The 8,193-nt window shown below is 53.7% G+C and carries 6 protein-coding genes; 3 read left to right on the forward strand and 3 right to left on the reverse strand.

Annotation, left to right across the window (positions count from 1 at the left end):
- A partial coding sequence (locus R6U67_RS14885; protein ID WP_410253276.1) for a shikimate dehydrogenase occupies positions 1-853 on the reverse strand: 853 nt, incomplete at its 3' end.
- A gap of 46 nt (positions 854-899) precedes the next feature.
- Between R6U67_RS14885 and R6U67_RS14890 the strand changes: the two genes are divergently transcribed.
- Positions 900-1,400, forward strand: coding sequence for a CYTH domain-containing protein (locus tag R6U67_RS14890; protein ID WP_410253277.1), 501 nt, complete (start codon positions 900-902; stop codon positions 1,398-1,400).
- On the opposite strand, the gene R6U67_RS14895 is transcribed toward R6U67_RS14890, so the two are convergent.
- The gene (locus tag R6U67_RS14895; RefSeq protein WP_410253278.1) at positions 1,376-2,311 is read right to left on the reverse strand and encodes a YihY/virulence factor BrkB family protein; all 936 of its coding nucleotides are present in this window, start codon (positions 2,309-2,311) and stop codon (positions 1,376-1,378) included. The genes R6U67_RS14890 and R6U67_RS14895 overlap by 25 nt on opposite strands.
- A 248-nt stretch (positions 2,312-2,559) precedes the next feature.
- On the opposite strand from R6U67_RS14895, the gene R6U67_RS14900 reads away from it, so the two are divergent.
- A complete protein-coding gene (locus R6U67_RS14900) occupies positions 2,560-4,221 on the forward strand; it encodes a YcjF family protein (RefSeq protein WP_410253279.1) in 1,662 nt (553 codons plus the stop codon).
- A 326-nt stretch (positions 4,222-4,547) separates the two neighbouring features.
- On the opposite strand, the gene alaS is transcribed toward R6U67_RS14900, so the two are convergent.
- Positions 4,548-7,178, reverse strand: a complete 2,631-nt coding sequence (alaS, locus tag R6U67_RS14905; protein ID WP_410253280.1) for an alanine--tRNA ligase — start codon at positions 7,176-7,178, stop codon at positions 4,548-4,550.
- 353 nt (positions 7,179-7,531) lie between these two features.
- Between alaS and R6U67_RS14910 the strand changes: the two genes are divergently transcribed.
- A partial coding sequence (locus R6U67_RS14910) for an RNA-guided endonuclease InsQ/TnpB family protein (RefSeq protein WP_410253281.1) occupies positions 7,532-8,193 on the forward strand: 662 nt, incomplete at its 3' end.

Below are 8,193 nucleotides of genomic sequence, written 5' to 3' on the forward strand. Positions count from 1 at the left end.
TTAATAAGGTATCTCGCATGATGTTGACGGGAACCGGTTTCGAGGTGAAGGGTTGCGTCCATAGGCTTAAGGCCGCTGCACCCTGTTGGACGAGCATTTCTGTGCCATCAATGGCTCTTAACCCTCTCTCCTGAGCCAGTTGTAAGAGCTTCGTGGGACGGGGGGTATAGATGAGGTCATAGATAATGCTATCACGACCGAGTTGAGCGATATCAGCGGCGGAGAGGGGACTGCGATCGCCATCCACTCCCATCCCGACTGGGGTGGTATTGACCAGCAAATGGGTTTGAGGCAGTAATTCTGGTAAACTCTCCCAAAGATGGGGGGTTAGCTGGACTCCAAGGCTCGAAGCCTGCCAACTCTCGGCAAAGCGAGTCAGGTTTTGCTCATCCCGTCCGACAACATGAATTGTCCCACAGCCGAGTTGCGTCAGTCCTGCGACCACCGCCCGGGCTGCGCCACCATTACCTAAGATAACAGCGGTGCGATCGCCCCAGTTAGAAATCTCCCGCAACGGTGCGATAAACCCCGCCACATCGGTATTGGTTCCCCACCAGCCGCCATCGCGATAGAGGACTGTATTCACCGCACCCACCGCCTTAGCCACCTCCGTTTGTTGCGCTAGATAGGGGACAATGGCCTGCTTATGGGGAATCGTCACATTAAAGCCTACCACCCCAATGGCTTCAAAGCCCAATAGCGCCGCCTCAATGCCCTGTGACGCCACGGGAAAGGGCAAATAGATAAAATCTAACCCCATCTCCCTTAACGCCGCGTTCTGCATGGCTGGGGAGAGGGAATGCTCGACGGGATTGCCGATAATCCCGAGTAGTTTCGTGTGACCGGTTACCATAACAAGATCTCAACCTTCTGCTTTAAGATTGTGCCGTACTCTCGCAATGGAGACCAGCAAAACGCCCATGGCCCAAGAAATTGAACGTAAGTTTTTAGTGAAGGATGACTCCTGGCGATCGCAGGCCCAGGGTGTAGCGTATCGTCAAGGCTACCTCACCCGAGATCTGCATCTGGCGATTCGGGTTCGCATTGCGGGCGATCGCGCCTGGCTGACGCTCAAAGGAGCCACGGTGGGGGTATCGCGCTCGGAATACGAATATGGGATTCCCCTCAACGACGCTCAGGAGATGCTCGATCGCCTTTGTCATAAACCGTTAATTGAGAAAGTTCGCTATACCGTCATCGATGAGGGGATGACCTGGGAAATCGATGAGTTTCTCGGGGAAAATCAGGGCCTAATTGTGGCGGAAGTCGAACTCGAAGATGAGCGACAGTCGTTTGTTGCACCGGCCTGGTTGGGGGTCGAGGTCTCCGATGATCCTCGTTATTACAATGCTAATTTAGTACAGCATCCCTATTCTCAATGGAAGGAGTCCAGAGACTGATCCACGGGGGGTTTGGGGGCTGAGATCCGGGAGTCGTGACGATGACCGAGACGACGGAAACGACCAATCGACATATTAAGCTGGGCGCCAATTAGAATCGCTAAAGCACTCAATTTCAGCCAGAGTAACAGGACGATCGCCGCCCCAACTGCGCCATAGTAAAGGTTATAGCTGCCAAAGGAGGAGACATAGAGGCGAAAGAGACTCGACACGGCGGCCCAGAGAACCGTTGCGGCGATCGCCCCTGGAACGACGGGGGTTCCCTGTTTCCAGAGACTGGTTCCATAGCGATAGATAAAGGCGAAGGCGATCGCCACGAGGGTTAACGCGAGGGGAAAGGTGAGTTGATACCAGGCTGACATCAACTCCGATTCATATTCCCCGACTCGACCGACGATAAATTTGACAATAAAATCGCTAATAATAATCAGAATCGAGGCCACCGCTAACATTAACATCGAGCCAAGGGTGAGGGCGATGGAAATGAGTTTAGCTTTCCAAAAGGGACGGGTTTTATTTTTGGGAACCCGGTAGATGCGATCGAGGGCGTTCATAATTGAACTCAGGGCCGCCGAAGCAATCCATAAGGCGGCCGCAAAACTCACGGAAAACAGCCCCTCGCCTTTAGGAAGTTCAAGCTGGCCAATAAAGCCATCGAGAATGTTCTGAACTTCCTCGGGGGGAAGCATTTTCAGATTTTCGGTAATTAAATCGAGAACCGCTCGTTCGGGCAAGACTTGTCCCAAAATGGCAAGAGCGGCCATAATCGCCGGGAACATGGCCAACATGGCATTAAAGGCCACTTCCGAGGATAGGTTAGCGAGCCGTTGACGAGCAACACCCGCTAAGGTATCGCGTAAGATGTTAAACCAATGAGTTTTCAGAAAGCGAAAGGAACGCCGGAAAGACATAGGGGAAAGAAGGGAACAGGCAAGAAGAAGGCAAGAGGCAAGAGGCAAAAGGCAAGAGGGGGAACAATGCAGGAGGATATACTTGTGGTCGCCCTCAGCCTGCCTGATGGTCGCCATCCCACTTTAGCTTACTCGGCGGTGGTCCCGTTCGTATATTGAGACAGGGAAACTGGATCGTCGGGGCAGAAACTGGGGCGGGAATAGTGGCAGAATTGAAACGCTAAACTAGGGAAAGTTCCTGGTGTTCTATGCCCCTGTCTCGTCTCCTGACTCTCATTGTTGGGGTCATCGTCATTTTGGCGATGACCATCTGGTTGATCACGTCCTTAAATTGGCTGTATGGTCAAATCGCTTGGTCTGCCAGTCCGTTTTTAGCCAATCTCTTGTTGCTGCTGCTGATTGTTCTGTTGGCGGTGCTGATTGGGGGGTTGGTGTATTATTTGCGGCTGCTGTGGACGCCGTCTGAGGTGAAACGGGGGTCGCGACGTCCATCGCCGAGGGTTCCCGAGAATAAGAGTGAAGCCGCATCGGTGAATCTCAAGGCGGTGCGATCGCAGGTTGAGCAAATCCAGGATGAGGTGGCTCGACAGGCTCTCAAGGCGCGATCGCAGGCGATTGAGTCCAATCTCTCCCAGGGTAACTTACAGGTGGTGGTTTTCGGAACCGGATCGGCGGGGAAGTCGTCAGTGGTCAATGCTATTTTAGGGCGAGTGGTGGGGCGAGTGAGTGCGCCGATGGGAACGACGACGGTGGGAGAAACCTATACCCTGAATCTACCGGGATTGGAACGGGAGATTTTAATTACGGATACCCCCGGAATCTTGGAATCGGGAATCGAGGGGAATGAACGGGGGGAAGTGGCTCGCCAATGGGCCACGGAGGCGGATTTGTTGTTGTTTATTGTCGATAATGACTTACGCCAGTCGGAATATGAGCCTCTGCAAGTTCTCGCGGAGATTGGTAAGCGTTCTGTTGTGGCCTTTAATAAGGCGGATTTGTATGCTGAGGGCGATCGCGAGGTCATTTTAGCTCGGTTGCGGGCGCGATTACGAGGGATTGTTCCCCCGAGTGATATTGTGGCGATTTCCGCGAATCCTCCGGTGGTGCGTCTGGTGACGGGGGAAGCCTTCACGCCAGATCCCGAAATTATGCCCCTGATCCGGCGTATTGTGGCGGTATTACGGGCTGAGGGGGAAGATTTACTGGCAGATAACATTTTGCTGCAATCCCAGCGGTTGGGGGATGAGGCGCGTCGTCTGTTGGATGGACAACGCCGCCGTCAAGCTATGAAGATTGTGGATCGCTATCAGTGGATTGGGGCCGGGGCGATCGCGATTACGCCGCTTCCTGGGGTGGATTTGTTGGCTACAGCGGCGGTGAACGCGCAAATGGTGGTGGAGTTGGGCAAAGTCTACGGCTGTGAGTTGAACTTAGAACGAGGACGAGAGTTAGCCCTCTCCTTGGGCAAAACCCTAGCCAGTTTAGGCATTGTCAAGGGCGTTGTGCAACTGGTGGCAACGGGGTTACAGTTTCATGTGGGTACGTTGGTGATTGGCAAAGCCATTCAAGGGGTGAGTGCGGCCTATCTAACTCGCATTGCTGGTAAAAGTTTTATTGAGTATTTCCGCCAAGATGGGGATTGGGGAGATGGCGGCATTACGGAAGTGGTGCAACGGCAGTTTGAATTAACACAAAAAGAGGAATTTGTCAAGGCATTTCTCAAAGATGCTGTGGCGCGGGTCGTCGAACCCTTGCAACTGCAACGACAGGACTCAGGGGCGACGGAGAAGGAACCCATCTGGCAGCCGAGAGATCCAGCGCCGACTCCTCCGCCGGCGAGGACTCAAGACCCTCCCAGCCCCAAGGAAGACGATTGGAACCAGCCTCCTCCAATGAATGACAGTTGGTAGAGGACGGGGAGGGCGATCGCCCTAGCCGAGATGAGTCACCCATTTCCGCCATAAACTCCTCGATGGTTGTCGTCACCGTGGCCGGTTGTCACAGGTGTTGGAGGCGGGATCGGTCACCGATGGGGGCGAAAAATCTTTCGCCCCTACAATTTGGTAGACTTGAAGATATCCATCGTAAAGCCGTCCTAAAAGGACGGGGTTTCAGACCCAGGAGTTTTGATGAGATAGAGGTTGAGACCCTTGAAACAGGTTGATAGCCACTTAAGACGAGAAATATCGCAAAAATCGAGGGAATAGAAGATGCCATCCTCTATTCCCTGAAACGCCTAGCCCAACGCCTCCATTAACTGCGCTTTCGCCGCCTCCAAAGCCGCCGGTAACTGACTCGCATCCCGTCCCCCCGCTTGGGCGAGATTAGGACGACCACCACCGCCACCGCCGCAGAGTTTGGCAATTGCGCCAATGAATTTGCCCGCTTGCAGGCCATTCTGAGTCACCGCCGGACTAAAGGCGGCCACTAAACTCACCTTCCCTTCACTGGGAATCGCCCCTAACACCACCGCTGCGTCACCGAGTTTCTGTTGTAGGCGTTCGGCGGCGGTTTGTAGGGCCTTGCTGTCGGCGGTTCCCAGGTTGGCCACCAGAATCTGGAACTCGCCCACGGCTTCAGCTTCCGAGAGAAGTTGATCCGATTTCGCCAGCGCCAACTCAGCATTGAGGGTGGCCAGTTGTTTCTGGGCCGCTTTGAGTTCCTCTTGTAAACTGGTGACACGATCGCCCACTTCTTCTGGCTTCACCTTAAAGCGATCGCACAACTCCTTGACTACCCCATCACGGCTATTGAGATAATCCAACACCGCTGGCCCCGACACCGCCTCAATACGCCGCACCCCCGAGGAAATCCCCGACTCGGAGATAATCTTGAAAGCGCCAATCTCGGCCGTATTACTCACATGAGTCCCGCCGCAGAGTTCCATGGACACCCCAGGAAAGTCAATCACTCGCACCACATCGGCGTATTTCTCGCCAAACATGGCCACAGCGCCTTTCCCTTTGGCTTCCTCTAAGGGCATTTCCGCCACTTGCGCCCCATGGGCCTCAGCAATCCAAGTATTGACTAAATCTTCGACTTGCTGCACATCCTCGGCGGTGAGGGCGCGGGGACAGTTGAAGTCAAAGCGGAGGCGGTCAAAGGCCACCAGAGACCCCGCCTGAGACACCGACTCATCCACCAGTTGTTTCAGGGCGGCTTGTAGCAAGTGAGTGGCGCTGTGGTTGGCTTGGGCGCGACGACGACAGGCGCGATCAATTTGCGCCGTCACTGTATCGCCTAAGTTGAGCGTTCCCCGTTCGATGCGTCCGAAGTGAATAAAGATGTTCCCTTCTTTCTTCACGTCTTCAATACGAACGACGAGGGTTTCTCCAGAGAGATAACCGCGATCGCCGATTTGTCCCCCAGACTCAGCATAGAAGGGGGTGCGATCGAGGACCACCTGCACCCGATCGCCCGCTTGGGCCGACTCCACCCGATGACCTTCGACTAAAACCGCCGTCACTTGGACATTAGCTTGATTATCCGTATAGCCTAAAAACGCCGTCGGATGGAGGTTTTCCGCCAATTCATCCAAACTGCCCTGAACCGTCAAATCAATGGTCTCATGGGCGGCCCGGGCGCGATCGCGTTGCCGTTCCATCTCCACCTCGAAGCCAGCCACATCAACCCCGATGCCCTGTTCTTCGGCAATTTCTTGGGTCAACTCCAGCGGGAAGCCATAGGTGTCATACAGCGTAAAGGCATCTTCGCCAGAAATCTGTTGCGGCTGAGTCTCCAGAATCTCGCCGAGGAGTTTTTCGCCCCGTTCCAAGGTTTTCAGGAATTGGGCTTCTTCGCGAGATAACTCCGTTTCAATGAACCCCTGCCGTTCCCGCAAATTGGCATAGGCAGCTTCCGAAACCTGAATTGCCGCTTCAGCGACTTCGGTAATAAACGCGCCCTCGATGCCAATCAAACGACCATGACGCACCACTCGGCGAATCAGACGACGCAAGACATAGCCCCGGCCCATATTCGAGGCCCGCACCCCATCGGCAATCAGATGCACCACGGCGCGCACATGGTCGCCAATGACTTTCAGGGAAACCTGGGTTTTGGCGTCGGCGTTGTCATAGCGAAGCCGGGCAATCTCCGCCGCTCGTTTGATAATGGGGAAAATGAGGTCGGTTTCGTAGTTATTGGGGACGCTTTGCAGCACTTGGGCCATGCGTTCGAGTCCCATCCCTGTATCAATGTTTTTGTTTTGGAGAGGGGTGAGGCTACCGTCGCTGTCGCGGTTGAACTGCATAAAGACCAGGTTATACAGTTCAATGAAGCGGCTGTCGTCTTCTAAGTCGATGTGGTCGTCGCCGAGTTCTGGGTGGAAGTCATAGTAAATCTCGGAACAGGGACCACAGGGACCGGTGGGGCCGGATTTCCAGAAGTTGTCCTCTTCTCCCATCCGTTGAATGCGATGTTTGGGAATACCGATGCTTTGATGCCAAATGTCGAAGGCGTCGTCATCCTCCCGGAAGACACTGACGATGAGGCGTTCTGGGGGTAAGCCGTAGACTTGGGTCATCAGTTCCCAGCCCCAGGCGATCGCCTCGGGTTTAAAGTAATCTCCAAAACTGAAGTTCCCCAACATCTCGAAAAACGTATGATGTCGCGCGGTTCGGCCCACGTTCTCGATGTCGTTGGTGCGGATACATTTCTGGGAGGTGGTGGCGCGAGGATAGTCCCGTTCCCGCTGGCCGAGGAAGATGGGTTTGAAGGGCAGCATCCCGGCGATGGTCAGCAGAACGGTGGGGTCTTCAGGAACCAGTGATGCACTGGGGAGGCGTTGGTGTTGGCGCGCCTCGAAGAATTGTAGGAATTTTTCGCGGATTTGGCGACCACTTAGGAACTCGGGGGTGAAAGACATCGTGGGTTAGACTGCGGTGAACGGTTAGCAAGGGGGATTTTACCCTGTCCTCTGCATTTTATTGTAGAGTTCTTTTGGGATTGATTGAGGCGGTTTTGCGATCGCCATGTCTGAGTCCAAGTCTCTGGCGTGATCCCGAAACGGTCGACCCGTCAGGGAATTGGCCCAGGCGCTTCGCGGTGTGGTCTTCTCGGCGCGATTCATGGTTTAACCTTAATTTGAGACGATTGATGATGGTTTACCTTAATCCGCGAGAAGGCTCACGTTGTAATCTTTGATTCAACGTTGAGATGAATCGCGGCAACCACTGTAGTACAATGTGGTACAACCCCGTCAAATGACTGAATGGTATCATGCTGGTATTTGAGGCCAAGCTAGAAGGAACCAAAGAGCAGTACGAGCGTCTGGACGAGGCCATTCGTACGGCTCGGTTTGTTCGTAACAGTTGCCTGAGATACTGGATGGACAACAAGGGAGTTGGACGGTATGAACTAAGCGCCTATTGTACGGTTCTTGCCAAAGAGTTTCCTTGGGCAAAACAGCTGAACTCAATGGCTCGTCAAGCCTCGGCGGAACGAGCTTGGGCAGCTATAGCCCGTTTCTACGATAACTGTAAGAAAAACATTCCCGGTAAAAAAGGGTTTCCTAAATTCAAGAAGTATAAAACTCGCGATTCAGTCGAGTATAAGACATCAGGCTGGAAGCTGTCAGAGGAGAGAAGGACGATTACCTTTACTGACGGATTCCAGGCGGGCAGCTTCAAAATGTGGGGGACTCGTGACTTGCATTTCTACCAGTTAAAGCAGATTAAGCGGGTGAGAGTAGTCCGTCGCGCTGATGGATACTACGTTCAGTTCTGTATCGACCAAGAAAGGTTGGAGAAACGAGAACCCACTGGAACAGTTATTGGCTTAGATGTCGGATTAAATCATTTCTACACCGACTCAGACGGTCAGACCGTGGAAAATCCCAGATATCTCAGAAAGTCTGAGAAAGCGCTTAAGCGCCTTCAACG

This window comes from Sodalinema sp., assembly GCF_046483825.1.
Lineage (GTDB): Bacteria > Cyanobacteriota > Cyanobacteriia > Cyanobacteriales > Geitlerinemataceae > Sodalinema.